Source organism: Allorhizobium pseudoryzae (assembly GCF_011046245.1).
In the GTDB taxonomy this organism is placed as follows: Bacteria; Pseudomonadota; Alphaproteobacteria; order Rhizobiales; family Rhizobiaceae; genus Neorhizobium; species Neorhizobium pseudoryzae.
The window spans coordinates 1,575,963-1,600,587 of sequence record NZ_CP049241.1 but is presented as its reverse complement, the minus strand read 5'-3'; the positions used below and the strand labels follow the sequence as shown (position 1 = coordinate 1,600,587).

Annotated in this window: 24 protein-coding genes, 2 tRNA genes and 1 pseudogene; 18 read left to right on the top strand and 9 right to left on the bottom strand. The window is 59.0% G+C overall.

The features are described 5' to 3' along the window. Nucleotides 1-2: 2 nt before the first annotated feature. Genes G6N78_RS07790 through G6N78_RS07755 form a run of 8 tightly spaced genes read left to right on the top strand, consistent with a single transcriptional unit; the run spans nucleotide 3 to nucleotide 6,997 of the window. On the top strand, nucleotides 3-680 hold the full coding sequence (locus tag G6N78_RS07790; protein WP_165217167.1) for an amino acid ABC transporter permease: 678 nt from the start codon (nucleotides 3-5) through the stop codon (nucleotides 678-680). A gap of 2 nt (nucleotides 681-682) precedes the next feature. Continuing rightward, complete coding sequence (locus G6N78_RS07785; RefSeq protein ID WP_165217165.1) at nucleotides 683-1,348, top strand: amino acid ABC transporter permease; 666 nt, start codon at nucleotides 683-685, stop codon at nucleotides 1,346-1,348. A gap of 27 nt (nucleotides 1,349-1,375) precedes the next feature. Next, on the top strand, nucleotides 1,376-2,302 hold the full coding sequence (locus tag G6N78_RS07780) for an N-carbamoyl-D-amino-acid hydrolase (protein ID WP_165217163.1): 927 nt from the start codon (nucleotides 1,376-1,378) through the stop codon (nucleotides 2,300-2,302). A 17-nt stretch (nucleotides 2,303-2,319) separates the two neighbouring features. Next, a complete protein-coding gene (hydA, locus tag G6N78_RS07775) occupies nucleotides 2,320-3,777 on the top strand; it encodes a dihydropyrimidinase (protein ID WP_165217162.1) in 1,458 nt (485 codons plus the stop codon). Further along, the gene (locus G6N78_RS07770; protein ID WP_165217160.1) at nucleotides 3,774-4,448 is read left to right on the top strand and encodes an aspartate/glutamate racemase family protein; all 675 of its coding nucleotides are present in this window, start codon (nucleotides 3,774-3,776) and stop codon (nucleotides 4,446-4,448) included. Before hydA ends, G6N78_RS07770 begins: the two co-directional genes overlap by 4 nt. Next, nucleotides 4,445-5,389 (top strand): LysR family transcriptional regulator, encoded by a 945-nt coding sequence (locus G6N78_RS07765; RefSeq protein ID WP_165217158.1) that lies wholly within the window; start codon nucleotides 4,445-4,447, stop codon nucleotides 5,387-5,389. Before G6N78_RS07770 ends, G6N78_RS07765 begins: the two co-directional genes overlap by 4 nt. 4 nt (nucleotides 5,390-5,393) lie before the next feature. After that, complete coding sequence (locus tag G6N78_RS07760; protein ID WP_165217156.1) at nucleotides 5,394-6,074, top strand: flavin reductase family protein; 681 nt, start codon at nucleotides 5,394-5,396, stop codon at nucleotides 6,072-6,074. Beyond that, complete coding sequence (locus G6N78_RS07755; RefSeq protein ID WP_165217154.1) at nucleotides 6,071-6,997, top strand: dihydrodipicolinate synthase family protein; 927 nt, start codon at nucleotides 6,071-6,073, stop codon at nucleotides 6,995-6,997. Before G6N78_RS07760 ends, G6N78_RS07755 begins: the two co-directional genes overlap by 4 nt. 58 nt (nucleotides 6,998-7,055) lie before the next feature. On the opposite strand, the gene G6N78_RS07750 is transcribed toward G6N78_RS07755, so the two are convergent. The 4 genes from G6N78_RS07750 to G6N78_RS07735 all read right to left on the bottom strand — a co-directional run bounded on the left by G6N78_RS07750 (nucleotide 7,056) and on the right by G6N78_RS07735 (nucleotide 8,981). Continuing rightward, nucleotides 7,056-7,418, bottom strand: coding sequence for a hypothetical protein (locus tag G6N78_RS07750; RefSeq protein WP_165221472.1), 363 nt, complete (start codon nucleotides 7,416-7,418; stop codon nucleotides 7,056-7,058). 236 nt (nucleotides 7,419-7,654) lie between these two features. Then, on the bottom strand, nucleotides 7,655-8,035 hold the full coding sequence (locus G6N78_RS07745; protein ID WP_165217152.1) for a YceI family protein: 381 nt from the start codon (nucleotides 8,033-8,035) through the stop codon (nucleotides 7,655-7,657). Nucleotides 8,036-8,067: 32 nt separating this feature from the next. After that, nucleotides 8,068-8,259 carry a hypothetical protein gene (locus G6N78_RS07740; RefSeq protein WP_165217150.1) on the bottom strand — a complete coding sequence of 64 codons (192 nt, stop codon included), beginning with the start codon at nucleotides 8,257-8,259 and terminating at the stop codon, nucleotides 8,068-8,070. A gap of 11 nt (nucleotides 8,260-8,270) precedes the next feature. Then, nucleotides 8,271-8,981, bottom strand: a complete 711-nt coding sequence (locus tag G6N78_RS07735) for a hemerythrin domain-containing protein (protein WP_165217148.1) — start codon at nucleotides 8,979-8,981, stop codon at nucleotides 8,271-8,273. Between the two features lie 166 nt (nucleotides 8,982-9,147). Between G6N78_RS07735 and G6N78_RS07730 the strand changes: the two genes are divergently transcribed. Next, the gene (locus G6N78_RS07730; protein WP_165217147.1) at nucleotides 9,148-9,627 is read left to right on the top strand and encodes a hypothetical protein; all 480 of its coding nucleotides are present in this window, start codon (nucleotides 9,148-9,150) and stop codon (nucleotides 9,625-9,627) included. Then, nucleotides 9,624-10,958: a GAF domain-containing protein gene (locus tag G6N78_RS07725; RefSeq protein WP_165217145.1), complete on the top strand. Its 1,335-nt coding sequence runs from the start codon at nucleotides 9,624-9,626 to the stop codon at nucleotides 10,956-10,958. Before G6N78_RS07730 ends, G6N78_RS07725 begins: the two co-directional genes overlap by 4 nt. Before the next feature lie 254 nt (nucleotides 10,959-11,212). Here the strand turns inward: G6N78_RS07725 and G6N78_RS07720 are convergent. Beyond that, a tRNA-Ser gene (locus tag G6N78_RS07720) sits at nucleotides 11,213-11,302 on the bottom strand. 305 nt (nucleotides 11,303-11,607) lie between these two features. Here G6N78_RS07720 and G6N78_RS07715 point away from each other — a divergent pair. Beyond that, nucleotides 11,608-14,490 carry an ATP-dependent helicase gene (locus G6N78_RS07715; protein WP_165217144.1) on the top strand — a complete coding sequence of 961 codons (2,883 nt, stop codon included), beginning with the start codon at nucleotides 11,608-11,610 and terminating at the stop codon, nucleotides 14,488-14,490. A gap of 40 nt (nucleotides 14,491-14,530) precedes the next feature. Next, complete coding sequence (locus tag G6N78_RS07710) at nucleotides 14,531-14,902, top strand: hypothetical protein (protein ID WP_206531618.1); 372 nt, start codon at nucleotides 14,531-14,533, stop codon at nucleotides 14,900-14,902. A 259-nt stretch (nucleotides 14,903-15,161) separates the two neighbouring features. Here the strand turns inward: G6N78_RS07710 and istB are convergent, their stop codons facing one another. From istB to G6N78_RS07695, 3 genes and pseudogenes are all read right to left on the bottom strand, one after another. Then, complete coding sequence (istB, locus tag G6N78_RS07705) at nucleotides 15,162-15,896, bottom strand: IS21-like element helper ATPase IstB (RefSeq protein WP_165217142.1); 735 nt, start codon at nucleotides 15,894-15,896, stop codon at nucleotides 15,162-15,164. Next, nucleotides 15,829-17,395 (bottom strand): annotated as a pseudogene (istA, locus tag G6N78_RS07700) (IS21 family transposase). The gene istB and the pseudogene istA overlap by 68 nt, the downstream one beginning before the upstream one ends. A 369-nt stretch (nucleotides 17,396-17,764) precedes the next feature. Beyond that, nucleotides 17,765-18,757, bottom strand: coding sequence for a tyrosine-type recombinase/integrase (locus G6N78_RS07695; RefSeq protein WP_165217139.1), 993 nt, complete (start codon nucleotides 18,755-18,757; stop codon nucleotides 17,765-17,767). A gap of 220 nt (nucleotides 18,758-18,977) precedes the next feature. Here G6N78_RS07695 and G6N78_RS07690 point away from each other — a divergent pair, with 220 nt between their 5' ends. Then, nucleotides 18,978-20,801 carry a hypothetical protein gene (locus G6N78_RS07690; protein WP_165217138.1) on the top strand — a complete coding sequence of 608 codons (1,824 nt, stop codon included), beginning with the start codon at nucleotides 18,978-18,980 and terminating at the stop codon, nucleotides 20,799-20,801. A 222-nt stretch (nucleotides 20,802-21,023) separates the two neighbouring features. On the opposite strand, the gene G6N78_RS07685 is transcribed toward G6N78_RS07690, so the two are convergent. After that, nucleotides 21,024-21,113: transfer RNA gene (locus tag G6N78_RS07685), tRNA-Ser, on the bottom strand. A gap of 310 nt (nucleotides 21,114-21,423) precedes the next feature. Here G6N78_RS07685 and rplU point away from each other — a divergent pair. The 5 genes from rplU (at nucleotide 21,424) to obgE (ending at nucleotide 24,622) form a co-directional block, all read left to right on the top strand. Continuing rightward, nucleotides 21,424-21,735, top strand: coding sequence for a 50S ribosomal protein L21 (gene rplU / locus G6N78_RS07680; RefSeq protein ID WP_165217136.1), 312 nt, complete (start codon nucleotides 21,424-21,426; stop codon nucleotides 21,733-21,735). A gap of 40 nt (nucleotides 21,736-21,775) precedes the next feature. Further along, the gene (rpmA, locus tag G6N78_RS07675) at nucleotides 21,776-22,045 is read left to right on the top strand and encodes a 50S ribosomal protein L27 (protein WP_165217134.1); all 270 of its coding nucleotides are present in this window, start codon (nucleotides 21,776-21,778) and stop codon (nucleotides 22,043-22,045) included. A gap of 134 nt (nucleotides 22,046-22,179) precedes the next feature. Further along, nucleotides 22,180-22,815: a GNAT family N-acetyltransferase gene (locus G6N78_RS07670; protein ID WP_165217132.1), complete on the top strand. Its 636-nt coding sequence runs from the start codon at nucleotides 22,180-22,182 to the stop codon at nucleotides 22,813-22,815. After that, nucleotides 22,812-23,384, top strand: coding sequence for a GNAT family N-acetyltransferase (locus tag G6N78_RS07665; RefSeq protein ID WP_165217131.1), 573 nt, complete (start codon nucleotides 22,812-22,814; stop codon nucleotides 23,382-23,384). The genes G6N78_RS07670 and G6N78_RS07665 overlap by 4 nt, the downstream gene beginning before the upstream one ends. 176 nt (nucleotides 23,385-23,560) lie before the next feature. Then, complete coding sequence (gene obgE, locus G6N78_RS07660; RefSeq protein ID WP_165217129.1) at nucleotides 23,561-24,622, top strand: GTPase ObgE; 1,062 nt, start codon at nucleotides 23,561-23,563, stop codon at nucleotides 24,620-24,622. Nucleotides 24,623-24,625: the final 3 nt, after the last annotated feature.

Here is a 24,625-nt window from a genome sequence, read left to right as displayed (position 1 = left end):
GGATGGCGAATTTCCTCACGACCTTCTTCAACCCGGATGTCATGGCACGCTATCTGCCGGATGTGCTGTCCGGCATGCTGGTCGCCGTCTGGATCGGGCTTGCGGTCGTCGTGGCGGGTGTCGTTCTCGGTCTCGCGCTCGCCTGCCTCAGAACCTACCGTATCCGGATCTTTGATCTCCTGATCATCTGCTTTGCCGATATCTTCCGGGCGCTGCCGCCGCTCGTCTTGATCCTGCTGCTCTATTTCGGTCTGCCGGGCGTCGGCATCCGGCTGTCAGGCCCGATGGTCCTGTTCATCGTGCTGTCGCTGACGCTCGCCGCCTTTGCCGAAGAGATCTTCTGGGCGGGTTTTCTGTCGGTCGATCGCGGACAGTGGGAAGCCGGCATCTCCACCGGTCTCGGCTTTGGCCGGACGCTGCTCTATGTCGCCCTGCCCCAGGCCGTGCGCCTTGCCATTCCACCGCTCGTCAACCGGGTTCTGGCGATCACCAAGATGACGGCGCTCGGCTCCGTCATCGGTGTGTCGGAGATCCTCTCCGCCGCCACGACCGCGCAAAGCTTTTCCGGCAGCGCCACGCCGCTGACGCTTGCGGCGATCGCCTATCTCGTCCTGTTCATGCCGCTCGTGTTTGCCGCACGGCTCTTCGAACGGCGACGCGACCAAGCCCAGGGGCGCTGACCATGCAGACCCTCATCGACCAGTTCTTCAACCTCTCGATCATGGCGAAATCGCTGCCGCTGATGCTGTCGGGCCTGTGGATGACGGCACGGTTGTGTGCGGCGGTCATCCTGCTCGGGCTGGCCGGCGGTCTTTTGGTGGCGCTTGCCAATCTCAGCCCGCGCCGGTGGCTCCGGCTGCCCTCCATCCTCTTCACGGATATTTTCCGCGCCCTGCCGCCTTTGGTGCTCTTAATCTTCATCTATTCCGGCCTGCCGTTCGCCGGTGTCGAGATCTCTCCCTTTGCCGCCGTGGCCCTCGCCTTTCTGCTCAACAATTCCGCCTATTACGCCGAAGTCTACCGCGCCGGCATCCTCTCCGTCGGCAAGGGCCAGTGGGAGGCGGCGCGTTCGACCGGGTTGAGCCAGACCCAGACGCTCAGAAGCGTGATCCTGCCGCAGGCGATCCGCAACGTATTGCCGGATCTGTTGTCGAACACGGTCGAGGTGGTGAAGCTCACCTCGCTTGCCTCGGTCGTTTCGCTCTCCGAACTTCTCTACGCCGCCAATATGGCGCGTTCGATCACCTATAACGCCTCGCCGCTGGTTCTGGCGGCGCTCATCTATCTCGTCATCCTGTGGCCCGTGGTGCGGCTGGTCAGCCGTTTCCAGCGTCGGCTTGCGGCGTGACGACCGAACATCGGAAGGACTTATCCCATGACACGCATGATCATTGCCGGCGCCCAGCTCGGCGCCATCCAGAAAGCCGACAGCCGGGAAGCGGTGGTCTCTCGCATGATCGACCTCCTGGAACAGGCCGCGGCGCGCGGCGCGGAGATGATCGTCTATCCGGAACTGGCGCTCACCACCTTCTTCCCGCGCTGGTACATGCCCGACTGGAACGAGGTCGATACCTGGTTCGAACGGGAAATGCCGAACGGTGCCACCATGCCGCTTTTCGAGCGGGCTCGCGCACTCGGCATCGCCATGACCTTCGGTTATGCGGAACTGACGCCCGAAGGCCGCCGCTTCAACACCTCGATCCTCACCAACCGCAAGGGTGAGATCGTCGGCAAATACCGCAAGGTGCACCTGCCGGGGCATGACGAATACGATACGTCGCGCGCCTTCCAGCACCTGGAAAAGCGCTATTTCGAACCGGGCGATCTCGGCTTCAACGTCTGGCGCAACGAAGGCGTGATCATGGGCATGGCGATCTGCAACGACCGCCGCTGGCCCGAAACCTATCGCTGCATGGGCCTGCAGGGCGTCGAGCTGATCACCATCGGTTACAACACGCCGGCGGTGAACAGCCAGATGAGCGCCGAGGGGTTGGAGAAGCGCCTGTTCCACTCGGACCTTTCGCTGCAGTCCGGTGCCTACCAGAACGCCACCTATGTCGTCGGTGTCGCCAAGGCCGGCGTGGAGGACGGGCATCCGCTGATCGGCGGTTCGATCATCGTGGATCCGGATGGCTTCGTGCTGGCCCGGGCCGAAACGGAAGAGGACGAACTGATCGTGGCCGATTGCGATTTCGACAAATGCGCCTTCGGAAAAACGACGATCTTCGACTTTGCACGCCATCGCCGGATAGAGCACTATGGCCGCATCACGTCCCAGACCGGCGCCATCATCGACGTCTAGTTCGCAGGAAATTCCCGATGCAATACGATACGGTCATCCACGGCGGAACAGTTGTTACGCCTTACGAGACGTTCAGGGCGGATGTCGGCATTGCCGAGGGACGGATTGCAGCTGTCGCCGAACGCCTCAACGGTGGTGAGCGGCGGATCGATGCCGGTGGCCGGCTTGTCCTGCCGGGCGGCATCGAAGCGCATTGCCACATCGCCCAGGAAAGTTCGTCCGGTGTCATGACGGCGGATGACTATTATTCGGGCTCTGTCTCGGCGGCCTTCGGCGGCAATTCGTGTTTCGTGCCGTTTGCCGCCCAGCATCGCGGCCAGTCGATTGCCGATGTGATCGCCACCTATGACGGGCGGGCGGCACCGAATTCCGTCATCGATTATTCCTATCACCTCATCATCTCGGACCCGACGCCGGCGGTGCTTGAAGAGCTGCCGGGCGTCTTTCAACGCGGCATCACCTCGTTCAAGGTCTTCATGACCTATGACCTGATGAACATCGGCGATGGCGGCATGCTCGACATCCTGACGGTGGCGAAGACCCACGGTGCGCTGACCATGGTGCATGCGGAAAACAACGAGATGGTGAAGTGGATGAACCGGCGCTTTGCGGCAGCCGGCCTCACCGCGCCGAAATACCACGCTCTCAGCCGGCCGGAACTCGCGGAAGAGGAGGCGATCAATCGGGCTGTTTCGCTGGCTAAGCTTGTCGATGCCGCCCTTTTCATCGTGCATGTCTCGACCCGCGGCGGTGCCGCAATCGTGCGGCGCGAAAAGCTTGCCGGAACGAAGCTGTTTGCCGAAACCTGCCCGCAATACCTCGCGCTGACACGGTCCGATCTCGACCGCCCCGGCATGGAGGGTGCCAAGTACATCTGTTCCCCTCCTCTTCGCGACCAGGAAACGCAGGAAGCGTTGTGGCAGCATATCCGGTCAGGCACATTCGAAAGCGTCTCTTCCGACCACGCTCCCTACCGGGCAGATGCCTCCGGCAAATTTCTCAACGGCATGGATGCGCCCTATCCGAAAATCGCCAACGGCATGCCCGGCATTGCCATGCGGCTTCCCTATCTGTTTTCCGAGGGCGTAGCCAAAGGCCGGATCACGCTCGGTGACTTCGTCAAGCTCTCCAGTTCCAACGCTGCGCGCGTCTTCGGGCTGGACCGCAAGGGGTCGATTGCCCCCGGTTTCGATGCGGATATCGCCATTTGGAACCCGGAGGAAACCCGCAAGGTCACGCTCGACATGCAGCACGACAACATGGACTACACGCCCTTCGAGGGTAACGAGATCACCGGCTGGCCGGAATTGGTGATGAACCGTGGCCGCATCGTCGTGGAGAAGGGCACGCTCAAGGGGCAGGCGGGGGATGGACGTTTCGTGGCCCGCAAGCCGGTCGATACCGGCGCCATGCCCGGCCATCGTGCCGTCGAGTTCAAGATCGCGGCAGAATTCGGCCAGGAGATTGCACCATGATGAAGAGCGTCCCCCCGACCATCCTGGTGATCAACCCGAACAGTTCCGAAACCGTCACCGAAGGGCTGCGGACGGCGCTTTCCGGCTTTTCCTTTCCCGGTGGCCCGGTCATCGAATGCCTGACCATCGCGCACGGGCCGCCCGGTGTCGTGACACAACGGCATGTGGATGAGGCGGCGCTGCATACCGCGGCGGTGATCGAATCGCGTCCGGATGCGGCGGCCTATGTGCTTGCCTGTTATTCGCAGCCGGGCCTCGATCTCGCCCGCTCGATCACCAGCCGGCCTGTCTACGGCATCCAGGATGCCGGCGTTCTGTCGGCCCTGGCGCTGGCGGATCTGTTCGGAGTCATTGCCGTTGCGGAAGCCTCCATTCCCCGCCACCTGCGCAATCTGCGCCGTCTCGGCGTCGATCAGCGGCTGGCGGGCGAGGTTGCGCTGGAGGGTTCCGTCAGCGTTGCCGAGAGCGGTCATGGCGAGGAAAGCTACGGACTTCTCTTGAAGGCGGCGCAGAAGCTGAAGGGTCTTGGCGCTGGCGCCATTGTGATGGGATGTGCCGGCATGTCCGGTCATCGGCGGCGGCTGGAGGAAGAGGTCGGCTGTGCCGTCATCGATCCCACCCAGGCGGCGGTCGCCATGGCCTTCGGCAACCTCGTCACGGGAGCCGCATGACCGATTCACCGACAAAACCCGACGTGTCGCTTCGGCTTCTCGAGATCTTCGATGCGATCATGCGCTGCGGCACGACCGTGGAGGCCGCCGAGCAGCTGGGGATCTCCCAGCCGGCCGTCTCCAACGGCATCCGGCAGCTGGAGGCCCAGACGGGTGTGACCCTGTTCGAGCGTCTGCATCGCCGCCTGCAGCCGACGGAAGAGGCCGTTGCCCTGCATGAGGATATCAAGCCTGTCTTCGGTCTCCTCAGAGGGTTTGCATCGCGCGCGCAGGATATGCGCCAGGGTGTGTCCGGAAGGCTGCGGGTGATCTCGACGCCGCCGCTTGGGCATACGGTTGCGCCGCTTGCCATGCGGCGGTTCCTCAAGGAGCGCAAGGATGTCTCCGTTGCCTATGATGTGCGGCGGCTGGAACACGTGGTAGAGGCCGTGCAGAGCGGCCATGCCGATCTTGGCCTTGCCCTTGCACTGGAACGGCATCCCGCCGTCAATGTCGAGGTTCTGGCGCGCACGCACATGGTTGCCGTCCTGCCGAAGACGGAGAAGGTGTCCGGCAGCACGGTGAGTGCGGAGACGCTGGCGAAAGGTGACTTTGTCGGGCTGGAGATCGAATCGAACCTCGGCCAGAAGGTGCGGGCCGCCTTCGAGCGCGATGGTGTGGCCTACAAACCCCGCGTCGAGGTGCGCTACTGCGCCACCGCAGCGGTTCTTGCCAGCGCGGGCATCGGCTCTGCCGTCATCGATCCCTATACGGCCGCCTTCAATGCCGGGCTTGGCGTGATCGAACGCGGTTTCCTGCCGCCGATCGAAGTGGCGGCGGTCCTCATCACCCGCAAGGGCATTCCCCGCTCCAGGCTGCAGCATGCCTTCATATCGGAAATGCGCAAGGCGTTGACGGATTTTGCCGCCGGCGGCATGCAGACGATCTTTGGCCCCCGGTAGATCCATGACAGAGACCCATACCCATTTCGATTTTCAGGCGCTGTCCGAACGCGAGCGCTACAAGCTTTTGATCGGCACCGTCATTCCCCGCCCGATCGCGCTCGTGACGACCGTCAGCCAAGATGGCCACGCCAATGGCGGTCCGTTCAGCTTCTTCAATGTGTTGACGCATGATCCGGCGCTTTTGGCGATCGGCATCGAACATCATCCGGACGGACGGCCGAAGGACACGGCCCGCAACATTGCCGAGACCGGCGAATTCACCGTGCACATCGCCGATATGCCGCTGATGCGGCAGATGGAAATCTGCGCCATCAAGTTCGGTCCCGAGGTCGATGAACTTCAGGAGGCTGGCCTGACGACCGTGCCGGGCCGGATGGTCAAGAGCCCGCGCATCGTGGCGGCCCCGGCGGCCCTCGAATGCCGGCTCCATACGGTGCTCAAGGTCAGCCCCGCCCGCGACATCGTGATTGGCGAGGTCGTCGGTGCCTTCATCCGCAGCGATGCAGTCGATGAAAAGACGTTTTATGTGGACCAGGGACTGATGGATGCCGTTGGCCGCCTGGGCGGCGCGCTCTATACCAGAACGCAGGACCAGTTCGAGATCAAGACCCAGACCGTTGACGAATACCGGCGCCTTAAGGCCTCGGCACAAGAAAAAGCGCGTGAGGACAACACACCATGACATTCTCCACCAGTTCCCGGGGCGTTTATGCCATCGCCACCACCCCCTTCCTGCAGGACGGGTCGCTCGACACGGCCTCGATCGACCGGCTGACCGATTTCTACCAGGACAGCGGCTGCAGCGGCATCACCATCCTCGGCATCATGGGGGAAGCGCCGAAGCTTGAGCCGGCTGAAAGCCGGGCGATCATCAAGCAGGTCGTTTCCCGCGCACGCATTCCGGTGATCGTCGGCGTGTCGGCGCCGGGCTTTGCCGCCATGCGCTCGCTTGCCCGCGATGCGATGGATCTCGGCGCGGCCGGCGTGATGATTGCGCCCACACCCTCGTTGCGCACCGACGATCAGATCGTCACCTATTTCGGCCAGGCGATCGAGGCGGTCGGTGACGACGTGCCCTGGGTGCTGCAGGATTACCCGCTGACCCTCAACGTCGTGATGTCGGTCGGTGTCGTGGCAAAAATCATTTCCAACCACCCCTCCTGCCTGATGCTGAAGCACGAGGACTGGCCGGGGCTGGAGAAAATCTCGAAGCTCAGGGCAATGCAGAAGGCCGGCGATCTCCGGCCCTTCTCGATCCTCTGCGGCAATGGCGGCATGTTCCTCGATTTCGAGCCGGAACGCGGTGCCGATGGGGCGATGACCGGCTACGGTTTCCCCGATATGCTGACCGAACTCATCGATCTCTCTGCCGCCGGCAAGCGCGACGCCGCGCATGATCTCTTTGACGCGCATCTGCCGTTGATCCGCTACGAACAGCAGCTCGGCATCGGCCTTGCCGTGCGCAAATACGTGCTGAAACGCCGCGGCGTCATCACCTCGGATGCGCAGCGCAAACCGGGCCTGGCGCTCTCAGAGACGGCCCGCGCCGAAGTGGACTACCTCATCGCCCGGCTGGCCCAACGCGACAAGCGGGCCGCCTTCTGAACCATCTCGATTGGCCGGTCTGTGGTTTCACGGACCGGCCGATAGAGACGAGACTAGCTTACGCCTCGACGGTTTCGCGCACATCATCCAGCAGGAAATGCACGATCACATAGCGCGTCGTGTAGTGCTTACCGCTATCGGATACGCTTTCCACGCTGCCACCATCGGAGGGATGCCAGCTGCGGTAATGCGGATTGGTGGTAATCAGCGTGATCGCCTTGCCCGAAAACCGCCCGCCGAGGCGATACCGGGCTTCCGCCAGCGGCCAGATGCTCTCAAAATCCTGCTGCCGCAGCCGAACTTTCAAGCCCTTGCGCGGGATCGCCTTTTCCGGCGGATAACCGTCCTCAGCCACCGGCTGGATATGAAGCTCCACCTCCTCCGCCTCATCCAGCAGAACGGCATATTCATCTGGCCACATCCGTCTCACGGTTTGCTCCTCCCAAAGCTCTGCGTCACTCACCATCCGGAGTGTAACCGTTATGTGTTGAGAGGCAATGCACGATACCTCGCCAGACGCGCATCCGGCAGCAGCTTGATGACTTTCGAAGGGGGTCAGTAAAAGCGGTGCGCGATCAAGAAGCCGGTTTTCTTCCCGCAGGACGGATCGTCTCTCCTGCGGGAAGAAGGCGTGCCGACAGTTGACCAGCGGATAGGTTAGAGCTGGGGCGGGACGAATTCCGCTTCGATCAGCAGATCGACATCTTCGCCGAGCGCGGGCACGGCAATACCGAGGCCCCAATCTGTGCGATGGACGACGCCTGTGGCTGAGAAGCCCAGGCGGGGCTTCTTGTCCATTGGGTGTTCGGCGACCGAGCCATTGAAGTGCACGTCGAGGCTTGTCGGATGTGTTTTGCCCCGGAAGGTGAGGTCACCGGTGACGGTTGCCCGCCCCTGCCCCGTGATCGTAATCGCCCGAGTTTGGAAGGCGATCGGCTTTGCCGCGAGGAAATCCTCGCCGCGGCCGATCTTGCCGTCGAAATCCTCGACGTCAGGAAAGGGGAAATCCCTCTTCACCGAGAGCGGATCGACCTTCACCGTCAGGTCCGACGTCTCCGGCTTCTCGGCATTCAGTCGAGGCGTGCCTCCACCCCGGTGAAGCGGGCGGTGTAGTTGGAGAGGCCGAAATGGCTGATCTTCCAGGTGAGGCTGGTATGGGCAGGATCCGTTACATAGACCCCGGTCGGCGTAGTGGCTTCCTGGGCGGCGAGAACAGGCGAAACCGGGGCAAGGAGAAAAAAAGCGAGTGCGAGCCGTTGCATTGCTCTTCTCCTTAAGCGGCGCGTTTCAGCCGGCCGGCGAGATCGCCGAAGGCTTTGGTGTCGAGCGCGGGACGGACGGCAAATTCGATGACCGCGTCAAAGATTTCCGGCGGGGCAAGCTTTTGCATTGCGCCGAGCATATCGGCGCGTTCCAGCGGGTTCATCGCCGGGATCATGATGCGCATGAAGGCCATATTCGTCTCCGGCGAGAGCGACGAGACGATCCGCATTTCGATCGCCGAAAGCTCGTCATCGGTAAAGCGGTTCCAGAGGGCCCGGGCGGTAACCGTTTCTTCCTCGTGCATATGAGCCAAATCCTCGGCGAGATAGGCGGCGAAGGCGAGGTAGAGCTTGCGACCGGTGGCGCGGCGATGCATGGGCCAGGCCGTTTCGACCGCGCGGGCAAGTGCTTCCAGTTGACCGAAGGCCTCGCGGTGGTCATCGTGCTGGTGATCGACGGTATCGGTGGAAGCGCCGCGGGCGGCAAGGGCTGCGTGAATGTGCTCGTCTTCATGGCATACGTGGGAGGCGGCGAGCGTCAGATAGGTGCGCAGCAAGGCCAGCACCTCTTCGGTGTCTTCGCTTTGGTCGAAATCCGTTGAGCCGAGCCGAACCAGAAGTTCGCAACCGGCCTTGCGCAGCCCCTTGTGCACGGCGCCGTAGAGATCGAAGCGCCCGTTCAAATCCGGGATCGCGGTGATGGAAGTGGGGGTATGCGTCATGATCTTGTCCCTCTCGTTAGTCCGCCGGAACCCTCATCCGGCGCGAATGGGAGCGGGATAAACCAAGCCCAAAGGAGGAGCTTCCTAAATCCATCCTAAGCACACGCCCCGATTGCTAAGACTTTCCTAAGCTTTTATCGTCGAGCGTGGTTTGGGAGGACGGGCAGTGCTGGCAGCCGAGGTCGCCGCGTTCATTGAAGGGCAGGTCATGATCCTGGTGGCGACGCGCGACGAGGGTCATCGACCGATGATCGGGCGCGGCTCTGGCGCACGGCACGACCGCGCCTCCGGGCTCGTTCACGTGCTGGTGTCGCAGAGCCAGTGGCCGCTGGCTGTAGAGCATGCCCTGCCCGGCCGACCGATTGCCACCACCTTCGTGCAGCCCGACAACTACCGGTCTTTCCAGATCAAGGGCCAGATCACCGCGAGCGGACCGGCAGACGACGCAGCCACCGCCTGGGGCCGTCACTATGTAGAGACACAGCTCGCGCTGATGGCACAGCTCGGCGTCACGCGCCTGCAACTGTCGAGCACGCTGAGTGATCGGGATCTCTGGCATATTACCTTTCGCCCGAGCGACATCTTCGAGCAGACGCCGGGGCCAGGTGCCGGGCGACGTTTCCAGACGACGGAGGCTGTTGCGTGATCCCGCTTGCTCACCTGCGCGACAGTTTTGAAGGCGTCATTCCCTCGGTCATCGCAACGACCGATGCGGATGGACTGCCGAATGTCTCCTATCTCAGCCACGTGCACATCATTGATGATACCCACGTGGCACTCTCCAACCAGTTTCTTTCAAAAACTGCCGTTAATGTGGCGGCAAACGGGCTGGCGACGGTGATGGTTGTCGATGGCTTGACCGGTGCCCAGCACATTTTGGATCTCACCTTCGAGCGCTCTGAGACCGAGGGGCCGTTGTTCGAGCGGCTCTCGGCACATCTTTCAATCCTTGAGCAAAACATGGCAGGAATCATGCGGCTGAAGGCTGCGGACATATATCGCGTGCGCGACTGCCGGGCGGTGCCAGCCCCTCACCCGCTGGAGGCTGCAACCGCGCTCAAGGCTCCGGATTTGATGGAACCCACGGCGCAGCTCTCGCGGATGTTGGCTGAAGCCGGTGATACGGAGAGCCTGCTGGATACCACCCTTGACGGCCTTGCCCGGCTGTTCGGCATTCGCCACGCGATGGTGCTGGTGCCGGACGACAGCGGAAAACGCATGATCACGATTGCGACTATCGGCTATGAGCGCTTCGGCATTGGTGCTGAAGTGGACTTTGGCGACGGTATCATCGGCATTGCTGCGGCGACGCGGCAGACCGTGCGCATCACCGACCTTAGCCGTGGCCGGCGCTATGTCGAGGCGGTCCGCTCCATGGCCGGAATGGAAGGTCCTGGCAGCATCCCGCTTCCGTCCCTTGCGCTTCCCTTCAGCCAGATCGCCCTCCCGATGATTGCCCAGGGACGGCTGGTCGGCCTTCTGTTTGCCGAATCCGAGGCGCGTTTCGCCTTTCGCCACCGCGATGAGCAGGCGCTGAGCCTGATTGGCGCACAGCTTGCCCAGGCCCTGAGGCTGGCTGAACAGGATCGGGACCGTCCGCATGCGGGCGAGATTGTGCCCCTCCATCCGCCGGAACGCGTTGCCACGGCCGGTCTGTTTCAGCTGCGCTTTTACCCCCGTGACGGGTCGCTGTTTCTTGGAGACGATTACCTGATCCGCGGCGTACCAGGCCGCCTGCTCAAACATCTGATCGAAGAGTACCTGAAATCGGGAAAACAGGAATTCCGCAACCGCGAGATTCGCCGCGAGGCAAGCCTGATGCTGCCCGATATCAAGGACAATCTGGAAACGCGCCTCATTCTCCTGCGACGGCGGCTTGCAGAAAAAGGTGGCCCGATCCGGTTGATCAGCATGGAGCGCGGACGGCTGAGACTGGAGGTCGATGGCCAGCCTGAGATTGTCATCATCGAGGCTTGAAGTGAGAGCGAGATCGATCGGCTCGCCACTCCGAAGCTACTTCCAACCAGACAGGCTCTTCTGTCCGGATCTCCGTCCCAAATATGAACCTAATTTTCAGGGTCAACGGCACGCGGATCAGCGGAAGTTCATGCCGTGCGGGGACGGGAAACGAGTGCCTCAAGCGCGGGCACAGCCTGCCTCGGCGCAGACTCAGAGCTTGATGCAGGTTACAAGATCTCGTCCAGAACCTCGTGAACCCCAAAGGGACATGATGGCGGAGAGGGTGGGATTCGAACCCACGATACGGTTGCCCGTATGCCGCATTTCGAGTGCGGTGCTTTCGACCACTCAGCCACCTCTCCGGTCAATCTGGTCGGCACCATGGCGGTGCGGTGCGCTACATAGCGATGAACGGGGCGGGTGGCAGCTCGCATGGCGATCGCTCTGTGAGCCGCCAGTGTGCCGAAAACGCGACTACATCGGCGGCGCAGGCTTGCTTGCTCTTTCCTCACCTGCCGCAGGTCCGAAAACTTACCTCTTTTGTTCGAGCGCCATGCAAGTTATCGTCCCCTTAATGGGGAACTTTGAATTGATCAGGCTACGGACGCCGCTGGACCGGCAGGACCAACTCGAAAATTTGAGTCCGCTGGGTCCGAGGGGGCGGTAGGTGGCTGCAAACACTGAACAACAACAAGCTGTCAACTCCCTGGACGGCCCGGTCTTGATCGTGGCAGGGCCTGGGTCTGGCAAGACCTTTTCATTGGTTGAACGGACGGCGCATCTGCTGACCTCTCGGGATGTGCAGCCTGAGCGAGTGCTAGTCTCTACCTTCACTGAAAAGGCGGCGAAGGAATTGAAGACCCGCATCACAGACCGGCTTCAGCGAACTAGCATCAAGGTCAATCCGCTTGATCTCACGGTCGGCACTCTGCACTCCATCTTTATCGATATCATTGACGAGTTCCGGGCCTTTTCGACCATCCGGCGTAACTATACGATCCTGGATCAGTTCGATCAGCAGTATTTCATCTTCCAGCGCCTTGGCGAGTTCCGGGCAATAGAGGGCCTGGAGGCTTACCTCAGGCAATCTGCCACCCAATCTTCATGGAGGACGGCGGAAACGCTGTGCGGCTATCTGAACAAGATTTCGGAAGAGGCCGTCACCCCGGAGGCGTTGGCCAAGGCTACATCGGAAGAATTGCAGCTCCTCAGTAAAGCCTATGTCTGCTACCAGGAGCTTCTCAAGCAATATAATTACATCGATTTTTCGACCATCCAGGTCGAGATTCTGCGATTGCTCGATCTCCCGGAGGTGGCGAAGCAACTCACCTCCCGCTTCGATTACCTGATGATCGATGAATACCAAGACACCAACACCATTCAGGAAAAGATCGTTTTGAAGCTCGCCTCCCGGCACAACAATATCTGTGTGGTGGGGGACGACGATCAGGCTCTCTATCGGTTTCGTGGCGCATCGATCCGCAACATCCTGGAGTTCCCCGCCCGCTTCCCGACAGGTGCCTGCAAGCAGATTTACCTGACTAAGAACTACCGCTCCCACCCCGACATTGTGCACTTCTACAACGATTGGATGGGGCTGGCCGATTGGACGGGGGCAGAGCGGAACTATCGCTTTCCCAAGACCATCGAAGCGGCGGGCGATGATCGTGCCGAGCGCCCGGTCGTATTCAAAGTATCTGGCCAGGACGGGCAGGATAACTGGGCCAGTGAAACGGTCGACTTCCTGACTAAGCTGCGGGGTGACGGCATCATCAAGGATTGGAACCAAGTCGCCTTCCTGTTCCGCTCTGTCCGCAATGACAAGGTGGTGGCCTTCGCCAACGACCTAGAGGCGGCGGGAATCCCGATCTTCGCCCCCCGCTCAAATATGTATTTTGACCGGGAGGAGATCAGGCTGTTGATCGGGGCTTATATGTTCCTGTTTCCGCAATATGGGCAGGTCAGAGTCACCACGCCTGGGATGAACCTAGCCGTCTGGTCCTATTACGATAGCTGCCTCGGGGATTTCATCGCCCATTTGAAGTCCGGATCGGATGACCAGATAGCTGCCTGGCTAAAAGATAAGGCAAAGGCCCATCTGACATTGAGGGAGAACACCAACTACTCCTTCGCCGGGCTGTTCTATCAGTTGATCCAGTTCCCCACGTTCAGCGGCTTTCTGGGAGAGGATGTAGCCCATGCGGGTGTGCGGGATAGCCGCCCGGCCCGCAACCTGGCAAAGTTCTCCCGCCTGCTGAACAAGTATGAATATCTCTACAACGTCATCGTCATCCAACCCGACCGGCTGGAGAAAGACTTGGTGACGCTGTTCAACTACTTCTTTCGCTTCCTCTGGGATGGTGGGATCGAGGAATATGAAGACGGGGCGGAATACGCCCCTTCCGGCTGTGTGTCGTTCATGACGATCCACCAATCGAAGGGATTGGAATTCCCCATTGTCGTCACCAACTCACTGGATGCCGTCCCCAGGAAACAGCGTCACGCCCTGGATGACCTATTGGAAAACGAGTTCGGGGAAGGCGGCCCCTTCGAACCGCTCGACCGAATCAAGACCTTCGACTTCTGGAGGCTGTTCTACACCGCTTTCTCCCGCGCTCAGAACATGCTGGTGCTTGGCTGTCAGGAGAACACCCCCAAGAGCAGGGGCCAGCGCAATGTCCCTTCTGCCTATTTCCAGACCACCTATTCACCCCTGAAGCCATGGCGGGAGCTGCATTTCGATCCTGCCTTGGTGAAGCTGGCGGCGATCAAGGACACTCAGCTCAAGCAAGGATACTCGTTCACCTCCGACGTGCTGATCTTCGAGGCCTGCCCGCAGCAGTATCGCTTCTTCAAGGATTTGGAATTCGCCCCCGTTCGCACCAATTCTATGCTGTTCGGCACCCTGGTTCACCAGACCATTGAGGACATCCACAACGCCGTGCTGCGTGGCGAGGAGAGCAAGGTCACCGCCGAACAGATCGATGCCTGGTTCCGAACCAATTACGCCAACATTTCCCAACGGAAGCGAGTCTATCTGGGCGAGCCGGTGCTGCGGATTGCCCGCCGCCATGTTGCGACCTATGTCGAGCGGGAGCGCAACAATTGGCACCGTCTGCGGGAGGCCGAGGTCGAGCTGAGCCTGCTGAAGGAGGATTACGTCCTGACAGGAAATGTCGATCTCATCCAGGCCGATGATGGGGCTTGGGAGATCATTGACTTCAAGACCGAAAAGAAGCCCGACCTGATCGATGATGCCGAAAAGCTGGCCCGCTATCGGCGCCAGTTGCAAATCTATGCCCATCTCTTCGAGGAGAAGCGGGGGGTGCGGGTGGAACGGATGGCGCTCTATTACACGGGCGAGGAATCTGGCAATCCTCGGATCAACTTCAATCGGGAATCCTTGGACATCAAGGGCACCATCGATCAGGTGGATAAGGTTATCGGCAAAATCGTTGCAAGGGACTATAGCTTGCGAGAGCGACCGGAAAAGCTCTGTAAAAACTGCGATTTCCGGTCTTTTTGTGACATGACTTTTTGCCGGGCCTAATCGTCACGGCTGGATTTGAGATAGAGTTCGAAGGGGCGGCATGAGTAAGAGTAACCAGGAAGCGTTTGAGACTTTTGAGTTTAACCTGCCCCCGATCCGGGGATTTCCGGAGCTTCGTTGGGCAGGCAAGCGGCCCTTCAAACACACTCAGTATTTTCCAGCCCAGAAGAAGGAGTCCTATGGCGATCCCATCAATGGTTGGTGGAACCGCATTTACTGGGGCGACAACTTGCAAGTGATGTCACACTTGCTGCGGGAGTTCCGGGGGAAGGTGAATTTCGCCTACATCGACCCCCCATTCGACAGCAAAGCCGACTACAAGAAGATTATATCGGTAAAAGGTAAGCAGGCTGAAAGCGATCACTCCTCATTCGAGGAAAAGCAATACTCCGATATGTGGGCTTCTGATTAATTCTTGCAGTTCATATATGAGAGAATAGTTCTAATTCATGAACTTCTTGAAGAGAGCGGCGTAATCTATGTTCACTGTGACCACAGAAAGAGTCATCACATTCGGTGTATATTAGATGAAGTTGTCAATCGGCACGGAAACTTGACCCCATATCGGCGTCCAATGTTGACCCCCATGTTGACGATCAGCACCTGGATCGCCCGGCGCTGGCCGGGGTTGCAGAGGGCGAACCAGGTGCGAGTGATGGGGCTCTTCGGCTTTAGCTTTGAGAGCGGTTTTTGAAGCGCCAGGACTCGTTGCCAGTTTCGACGATCTCGCAGTGATGGGTCAGCCTGTCGAGGAGCGCGGTGGTCATCTTGGCGTCGCCGAAGACGGTTGGCCATTCGCCGAACGCGAGATTGGTGGTGACGATGATGGATGTGCGCTCGTAAAGCCTGCTGATCAGATGGAATAGAAGCTGGCCGCCGGCCTGGGCGAAGGGCAGGTATCCGAGTTCGTCGAGGATGATGAAGTCCAGGCGGTTGAGATAATCCGCGGTCCGGCCTTGCTTGCCGCTGCGCGTCTCCGTCTCCAGCCGATTGACCAGATCGACGACATTGTAGAAGCGCCCGCGTGTGCCGTTGCGGATGAGCGCGCGGGCAATCGCGATGGCCAGGTGGCTCTTGCCGGTGCCCGTGCCGCCGACGAGAACAACATTGCGCTGATCGGCAACAAAGGCTCCGGTGGCCAGATCGCGGACAAGGCCTTCATTGACGGGTGTGTTGGCGAAGTCGAAGTCGTCGATGTCTTTGGCGAGCGGCAGTTTGGCGATGCTGAGCTGGTAGCGAATGGAGCGCGCCTGTTTCTCGGCGATCTCGGACTGCAGAAGATCGCCAACGATGCGCGGCGGTTCATGCTGGCGCTTGATGCCGTTGCCCATGACCTCGTCATAGGCGCTGCGCATGCCGTAGAGCTTCAAGGTGCTCATCAATTCCAGAACCTGTGTGCGTTCCATCAGCTTGCCCTCCTGAGGCTGTCATAGCGTGCGCAATCGGCGACCGGCTCATGGGTCAGCCGCAGTGCATCGGGGATTTGTAGGGGCGCAGCCGGAGCCGGATCGCGACGACGCGCCAGGATGTTCAGAATGACGGCAGCCGAGCAGACACCCTGTTCAAGCGCCTCCTGACAGGCGGCCTCCACGGCCGTGATCCCGTCGCCTGGCACGCATCCGAGGATAGTAACCATTTGCCGATCGCCATCATCGACTGTCTTCAATCGCTTGCGGACCTTCTCCATCGCCGCTGGCATTACCCAGTCGCGGAACGGCGCGCCATTGCGAAGAGCGCCGGGTTTGCGGGCCAAGACAGGCACATAATGCCAGGGATCATAGACCGTCTCGCCGCGTCCGAAGCTGCGCCGATGTTCGGCGATGACCGTGCCATCCTGCTTGACGACAATCCGGTCGGCATAGGCGTGGACTTCGACCGGGCGGCCGACTGCCGTTGAGAGGACCGAGTATTTGTTGTTGTCGAAACGGACCGTGCAGGTCTTGGACACCGAGGCCGGAACGCAGTGAAAGCCGTCGAACGGACCGACATAGGGAACGAGACTGCCGCGCTCGGCCTCGAACATCTGCCAGATCGTCTGGTCGGCCTGTTCCGGATGGTTGTGCGCCTTGGCATAGGCAACACATTTATCGAGCAGCCAGACGTTCAATTCCTCAAGGCTCTTGACCCTCAGGCGCGGGGTGAAGAAGCGTTCGCGCACCAAGCCAACCTGGTTCTCGACCTGCCCCTTCTCCCAGCCGGAGGCGGGTGTGCAGGCGACAGGCTGAACGAGATAATGACTGCACATCTGCAGGAAACGGCGATTGTATAGCCGCTCCTTGCCGACGAACACGGCCTCCACTGCCGTCTTCATGTTGTCGTAGATGCCGCGTGTGCAGGTGCCACGGAAGAAGGCAAACGCCTTGTCGTGGGCGTCGAACACCATCTCCTGGCTCTCGCGCATATAGGCGCGGGCAAATATCATGCGGCTGTGGCAGAGCCGGACATGGGCGACCTTTACGGTCGTCGTCGTGCCATTGATCAGCACGATCTCGTGGCTCCAATCGAACTGGTAGGCTTCGCCGGGTGCATAGTAGAGAGGCACATAAGCCTGCGCCGTCGCTGATCCGCGGTTCTTCGCCCAACCCTTGGCGTAACGGCGGATCGCATCATAGCTGCCGTCGTATCCGAGCGCCCGCAGCTCCTCGTAAATCCGGATCAGCGTCAGCCGTTCGCGCGATGGCCTGCCTTCGTTCGTCACGAGAAACTGCTCGATCTCCGCCTTCCAGGCCCCTGTCTTCGGCAAAGGTTGCCGCTCGCGCTCGTAAGAGAAGTCGGTCTCATCGGTGCGCAATATCTTGCGGACCGTGTTGCGGGAAACATGCAGTTCGCGGGCGATCTTCTTCATCGACCAGCCTTGAACATGAAAGGCCCGCCGGACGCGCGCAATCGTATCCACTCGCTTCAACTCCCTCTCCATCCGCCGTCAAAAGACGGATGGTCAGATAAATCCGAAGGGGGTCAAAATTGGACGCCGATTACCCCGCTAATGGGGTCAATTTTGCACGCCGAAACACAGCAATGGCAATACGGAGAACATTAGTGAATACTGAAGTTGACGTTTTGCGAAAAACCAACGAAACGGGCAGAAAGCGACAACTTAACGTAAACTTCTGTCAACTTAGCGCCCATAAAAGCACGAATATCGTGGCTTTATCGGGCATTAGATTGACAGGTTCAGCGAGATGAAGCCCAAGAAGTTGACACGGCAGCACATCTAGAGATTGAAGTGCCAACTTTTGGCAACATCTCTATGCTTGTATCCACCGTGATAGATCTACCCTAGGCGGGCTACGAGATCGTCGGCGCTGAGATGAGTGTAGCGCTTCAGCATCCGGAGCTCCTTATGCCCGGAGATACTGCTGACTTCGACAATATTCAGACCCCGCTCGAATAGCCGGCTAACGCCCTCGTGGCGCAAATCATGAAAGCGCAACTGCTTGATGCCCACCCTGATGAGTAATCGACGCCACGCCTGCTCCAGAGCTCCCGGCGTCATTGGAAAGACGGTCGATTCATCGACTGGCGCCCGTTCCCTCCAATCCATCAGCGCGTCAAACGCACGCTGAGACAATGGCACCTCGCGACCTGAGCCGTTTTTAGTCAAGGCAAGCGTGATCACCCGTCGATTGTGCGAGATGTCGGACCAGCGCAGACCAAGGATCTCCCCTCGACGCATCCCTGTCTCAATGGCGAGGATCAGCAGCGTCTTGAGGTATGGTATCTGTCCGCCGTCGCATCCATCGAGAAGCCGTTGCTCTTCGTCGCCGGACAGTCTGCGGCTGCGCTCATTGCGGATCACCGGACGACGAACCAGCTTCACCACATTCTTTGCCAGCGGTAGACCCCAATCGCGGATGGCGACCTCAAGGACATGGCTGAGGATCGCAAGCTCGCGGACGGTCGTAGATGGAGCTACCGACTGCAGCCGCTCGTCGCGAAACGACGCGATGTCCTGCTGGCTCAGTCCGATCAGCGTCCGGTAGGCAAGATCATGACGACGCAGCACGTCGATCCGCTGGATCTCTTGCACTGACCCGCGCTTGGTCGGCGAGATCTCGCGTTGGTAGCGCTCCAGGAGCTGCCCCAGCGTCGTGCTTTCGAGGATCTTGGTATCTGGAGCAACGCCGAAGCGATCGACCCGAGCTTCCAGATCGCGCGCCCACTTCTCGGCTTCCTGCTTGGTGTCAAAGGACTTGCACCGTGGCTTCATCCCACGCCGACGCACCTGAGCTTGCCAGCGTCCTCTGAGCTTCCGGATCGTCGCCATGTGACCTCCAATCGATGTTGAAGGTCACGCGTAGGATGCCCCTAGAGGGGTGCCAAGGACTATCGCGGCAGTCATTGAACTACCAGGGAAGGCGCGCGGGGCATGTTGCGCTGGCTTGCTGAGCAAGACGGAAGGCGTCGTAGGTCAAATGCAATTTTCGGTTCCCAAACATCACCGGTTGCAATTAGGCTAGTGCAGTGAGTCAATTTGGGATCTGAATATGCTTCTTCGCGACACTTCAAACTGGACCAACCTTGAGGAAACGAAAGGACTACTTTTCCTGGTCCAGAGACTCGAAGAGCTCACCTTCCCCTACTCCCTTGATAGCTACAAGTCCCCGACGATGTCAGTCCAAGGGCTACTCTTGGAGTCATTGACCCTCATTCGGGAGTGTCAAACCCTCGGAGAGCAAAATTTTGAAAAAGCGATGAACTCTTTGTCGCATATAATTGACGAAATTCGGCTTCGGCTGAAAGGTAACTTTATAGCAAAGTCGGTCTCATCTCTGAACCTAGATACCCTAACAGCACATAAGGGCGAGAAAGAACCTATCACTGAGGTCGAGCGGCGATTCAAAATAGCCTATGCAGAGCTGAATAGTCAGTCATATCTGCACGAGATAATATCAAATATCATAGAACTGGGGAACGATGGAAAGAACAAGGCGAAACTAGACTTTCTCGCCAGAGAATTTTCCTCGTTCCTACAGTCCAGAGAAGTTTCTAGAGAGCACATGCAAAATGTCCTTCAAGATTTCTTCTGGAAGGACAATGAAATAAAAAACACCACCCAGTTCAAGCAGTTTTGTATTCAGGTATACCCGCACCAACACAGATTCTGCGTTGTATTCGGAGTTGCATCAACGCTCGCAGCTATAGATGCCAAGACGTTAAGGCGCGCAAACGCCACAATACTCCCGGCAGATCTAGATGAAGAAATTGACGAAGATATTTCGGAGGGCTTCTATGAAGCACTTATGAGTTTTAAAGAAAGCGTCGGATATCCCCACCTATGCATGGCATTTGCAGAAGCAACAGATTACAACTCGGCAGTAATAAAAGCTCGAAATAAGATTGAAGAGGTATTCAACTTTCTGAGGGTTTTTAGCCACAAGTCTTTTCTCGATATATCCGGGTCGGCGCTCGTCGAACAAAATTGCTGCGCAGGAGAAAGACGAATACTCCAGTCTTCAAACAATAATATGCATTTTATAAGAGACATGAGGAAGGCAAAGGCAACCAGCGTATTAAAGCGTTTCTCCGAAGTGATTTCTTTAGACGTTGGACACGACTCCCACAAATTTAATAATGCAGTCAACATCCATGGCATGAGTTTGAATATATCAAGTCCTGATATCCAGCTGGTAAACATATGGACGTGCCTGGAAACACTGGTCCCAGCAGGCGGAAGCGGGTCAAAAATATCGCACGTTGTTAAAAACGCAGTTCCAATCATTATGCTTGGATATATGAATAGATTGATATCCAACCTTTTATTTGATGTCCTTCGTTGGAGTAGGCCAAATTTTAAAACCGCTTTATCGATGGCAAAAATCCAAGATGAAACGGACATAAAATCGAAATTCGTCAGCTTACTAACCAGAAATGAAAATATTGAAGCACTTGAGTATCTGCTTAAAAGCTGTGGTAATTTTGAGTTACTTAGAAACAGGATATACAACCTGTCCGTCTTGATGTCAGACAGGGACAATACAATGGAGAAAATCAACAGCCACCAACAAATGGTTGAGTGGCAGATACATAGAATATACAGGACAAGAAACAGCATCGTTCATTCCGGAAACAGTCCAGCATATACGAAATATCTTGTCGAAAACGCACATGATTTCTTTGATCAAACGCTGCTTTTCTGCCTTGAGCTCTCAGCCTGGAAGAATGAGTTCGATACGTTCTTGTCGTGCTTTGATTACGCCATCGAGCAGTATCGATCGTATTTGCAATCGCTGAAATCGGACTCAGAGTTTCCGGTAGTATGGCAGCTGCCTAGATATCGAGACAAATCTATTGTCTTCGGCGAGGAGTAGGTGACGATTGTTTGGCAGCAAGCGAGTCATCCGGGAAATTTGCAGACCGACACGATGTGCTACGCCGACCAGTGCAGGCGGAAGCCAACCCTGCCGCGGCGAGTAGCAAATCGAGAAACGATAGCGCCTCAAGCGTGGCCCTAGCCAATTTCGGCAGCGTAACTCAAAGTCGAGAACAGTGGGGCAGCTATGGAGAAACCCTTGCACCCCAAGGGTCCATGATGGCGGAGAGGGTGGGATTCGAACCCACGATACGGTTGCCCGTATGCCGCATTTCGAGTGCGGTGCTTTCGACCACTCAGCCACCTCTCCGGTCAATCTGGTCGGCACCATGGCGGTGCGGTGCGCTACATAGCGATGAACGGGGCGGGTGGCAAGGGAGAAATCGCAGTCTTTCCAGTCTTTTTCCTTGACAGCAGGGAGGGGCTGAATTATCCCCCGCACGTTCAGGTCTGGGGTCGTGTGTCCCGACCAGAACCTCCGGGGCCAAGCGGGCTTCGGTTTCACCGGCAGACCGGTTCAAAAGAGTTCTTCTTTTGCAATCCTGCTCAAACGTGGACTGATAAAAAGACGGCTTTCCGTTTTGGCGGAAAGAGCCGGATCGAACATGAAAGGATAAAAAATGTTCGCAGTCATCAAGACCGGCGGTAAGCAGTACCGCGTAGCGGCCGACGATGTGGTTACGATCGAGAAGCTCGATGTGGCCGCTGGCGAAGTCATCGAATTCAACGAAGTCCTGATCATCGGCGAAGGCGCCGATGCCAAGATCGGCGCGCCCTTCGTGGCCGGCGCCGTCGTCAAGGCTGAAGTGGTCGAGCATAACCGTGGCAAGAAGGTTCTGTCCTTCAAGAAGCGTCGCCGCCAGAATTCCAAGCGGATTCGCGGCCATCGCCAGCATCACACGGTTGTCCGCATCACCGCCATCAGCGCCTGATCGGTCGTTAGGTTTTCGAGAGATTTAAAGGAGAACTCCCATGGCACATAAAAAAGCTGGCGGTTCCTCGCGCAACGGTCGCGATTCTAATTCCAAGCGCCTTGGCGTGAAGAAGTTCGGCGGCGAAAACGTCGTTGCCGGCAACATTATCGTGCGCCAGCGCGGTACGCAGTGGCATCCGGGCGCCAATGTCGGCCTCGGCAAGGACTACACCATTTTTGCGCTCACCGCCGGCAATGTGAACTACCGTACCAAGGCCAATGGCCGCGTGTACGTGTCTGTGATGCCGAAAGCGGAAGCCGCGGAATAAAAGCCGGTAGCGCGTTAAAACAGCCGGCGTCTCATCGACCCGGCTGATACTCGCAAAAGGTTCAGTCTAGAAAACAGGGGAGATGGGGCGCCACCCACCTTCCCTTTTTCTTTGTCCAAAAGGAGGACTGAACCATGCAAGGCGAAATGTTACGGAGCGGCCAGAGCCGGTCGCCCGAAGAGCGGTTGAGACCGCAACGGTTAAGGAGCGATTGCCCCGTCTTATTGTCGCAGAGATTAGTTCTGCGCGCCCCCCACGAAGAAGACATCGACGCCCTTTCCCATCTCGCCAACAACGCCAATATCGCGACCATGGTGTCGCGGATGCCGCATCCCTACACGGCAAAAGACGCCGCCGATTTCGTACGACGTACGAAAGCCGGCGAGATTGGCAAGTGCGTCTATGCCATTACCCGAGCCGATAACGGCGCCTTCCTCGGTTGCTGCGCGCTGGAGCCGCATGCCAATGACGATCTCACGCTCGAGATCGGCTACTGGCTGGGCGAACCCTACTGGAACAAGGGCTATGCCACGGAAGCGGCGCATGCGCTGATCGACATGGCGTTCCGCACGCGCGACATCGACCAGATCGACGCGCGCTGCCGGGTCACCAACATCGCCTCGCGCCGCGTCATCCAGAAGTGCGGTTTCCAGTTCCAGGGCTCCGGCATGGTCGGCTCTCTGGCACTCGGCGGCATGGTGCCGGTCGAGTGGTTCCGGCTGGACCGCAAGACCTGGATGTCGCTGAAGAGCTGGGGGGACATGCGATGACCGCTTCCCTGATGAACCGCCCCCGTGCCACGGAGGGCGTGCTCGGCCCCTGCCCAATCATCGAAACCCGGCGGCTGGTGCTCAGATCGCACCAGATGAGCGATGCCGATGCCATCACCGGTTCGCTCAGCGACTGGCAGGTCACCCGCATGCTGGCGCGCGTGCCGGTGCCCTACAGCCGCGGCGATGCGCTCGACTGGCTGAACTCCATCCAGGCCACCGGTGACTGGTATTTTGCCATTACCGAGGGGGATGGCGTGCATTTTGGGTGCATCTCGGTGGAACTGCAACGGGGTGAATGGCATCTGGGCTACTGGCTGAACCGGTTTTACTGGGGCCAGGGCCTGATGACGGAGGCGGCCGGTGCCGTGGTGGATCGTTTCTTCCGGCGCAAGCCGGAGGAGGTCCTCCACTCCGGTGCCTTTGCCGACAATGCCGGCTCGCTCCGCATCCAGGAAAAGCTCGGTTTTCAGATCCTCACATGCTCGGATCTCTTCAGCCTGGCCCGCAATGCCATGGCTCCACACCTGGAAACGCGGCTGACGGCGGAGAATTTTCGCCGACCGTGACGCTTTCCCACCCGCTCCGGATGGCCGAACCTGCCGTCCGGAGCGGGTGAACATGCGTCTCAGAGGCCACGAGCCACGATAGGCTTTGACGTGGCGGCAAAGCGACGATAACGAAAACCCTTGAAGAAAAATCCGGTTATCGTCTCGATCAACCGCATGACGAACGGGCAGAACCCATGAAATTCCTCGACGAAGCAAGAGTATTCATTCGGTCCGGAGATGGTGGCGCAGGCGCCGTCTCCTTCCGCCGCGAGAAGTTCATCGAGTTCGGTGGCCCGGATGGCGGTGATGGCGGGCGCGGCGGCGATGTGTGGGTCGAGGCGGTGAACGGCCTCAACACGCTGATCGACTTCCGCTTCCAGCAGCATTTCAAGGCGGGGACCGGCATTCATGGCATGGGCCGCAATCGTACCGGCGCCAATGGCGCAGCCGTAACGCTGAAGGTTCCGGTCGGCACGCAGATCTTCGAGGAAGACAATGAAACGCTGATCTGCGACCTGACGAAGGAAGGCCAGCGGTTCCGTCTGGCCGCCGGCGGCAACGGCGGTTTCGGCAATGCCTATTTCAAGACCTCGACCAACCAGGCGCCGGACTGGGCCAATCCCGGCCTGCCGGGCGTCGAAAAAACCATCTGGCTGCGCCTGAAGCTGATTGCCGATGCCGGGCTCGTCGGTCTGCCGAATGCCGGCAAATCCACCTTCCTGGCCACGGTCACCCGGGCACGGCCGAAGATCGCCAACTATCCGTTCACGACGCTGCATCCCAACCTCGGCGTTGCCACGATCGATGGGCGCGAATTTGTGCTCGCCGACATTCCGGGCCTGATCGAAGGTGCCCATGAAGGCGTCGGCATTGGCGACCGCTTCCTCGGCCATGTGGAACGCACGCGGGTTCTGCTGCATCTCGTCTCCGCCCAGGAAGAGCATGTCGGCAAGGCCTACACGACGGTGAAGCACGAGCTGGAAGCCTATGGCGGCGGTCTCGAAGACAAGCCGGAGATCGTTGCACTGTCGCAGATCGATGTGCTCGAGCCAGCCGAGGTGAAGAAGAAGGCGAAGGAGTTGCAGAAGGCCTGCGGCAAGCCGCCGCTTCTTCTGTCGGCGGCAGCGCATATGGGCATCACCGAAGCCCTGCGCGCGCTGCGTGATGTGATTGTCGAATCGAGCGAAGAGACGGCCCTGCCCGACCGCAGCCGTTTTGTGCCGAGCGACGACCTCGACGCCGAGGATGAGGGCTGATCC